Origin of the sequence: Mesorhizobium sp. CC13 (genome assembly GCF_039907765.1) — a bacterium.
Classification (GTDB): Bacteria; Pseudomonadota; Alphaproteobacteria; order Rhizobiales; family Rhizobiaceae; genus Aminobacter.
In genome coordinates, this window is the sequence record NZ_JARDJI010000060.1 from 1 (window position 1) to 578 (window position 578).

Sequence of the window (578 nt, forward strand, 5' to 3'; positions counted from 1 at the left end):
TAGGCGACGATGATGTCGCCGAGGCGCTTCTCGAGGTCTTTCAAGTCGGTGGCGAGGCACAGGATCGCCATGACCTCGGAGGCCACGGTGATGTCAAACCCCGCTTCGCGCGGAAAACCGTTGGCGACGCCGCCGAGCGAGCAGTTGATCTCGCGCAGCGCGCGGTCGTTCATGTCCATGACGCGGCGCCAGACGACGCGGCGGGTGTCGATGTTGAGCTCGTTGCCCCAGTAGATGTGGTTGTCGATCAGCGCCGACAAAAGGTTGTGGGCGGTGGTGATGGCGTGGAAGTCGCCGGTGAAGTGGAGGTTCATGTCCTCCATCGGCACGACCTGGGCATAACCGCCGCCGGCGGCACCGCCCTTGACGCCGAAGTTCGGCCCGAGCGAGGCCTCGCGGATGCAGACCACCGCCTTCTTGCCGATGCGGTTCAAGCCGTCGCCCAAGCCGACCGTGGTCGTGGTCTTGCCTTCGCCGGCCGGCGTCGGGTTGATCGCGGTGACCAGGACCAGCTTGCCGTCCTTGTTCTTGCGGGCATTGGCGATGAACTCGGCCGAGATTTTCGCCTTGTCGTGGCC

Annotated in this window: 1 protein-coding gene; it reads right to left on the reverse strand. The window is 65.1% G+C overall.

Annotated elements, in window-relative coordinates; all coding sequences use genetic code 11:
• Window positions 1–578: formate--tetrahydrofolate ligase (locus tag PV773_RS25155; protein ID WP_347968993.1), on the reverse strand; the 578-nt coding region annotated here is incomplete at both ends.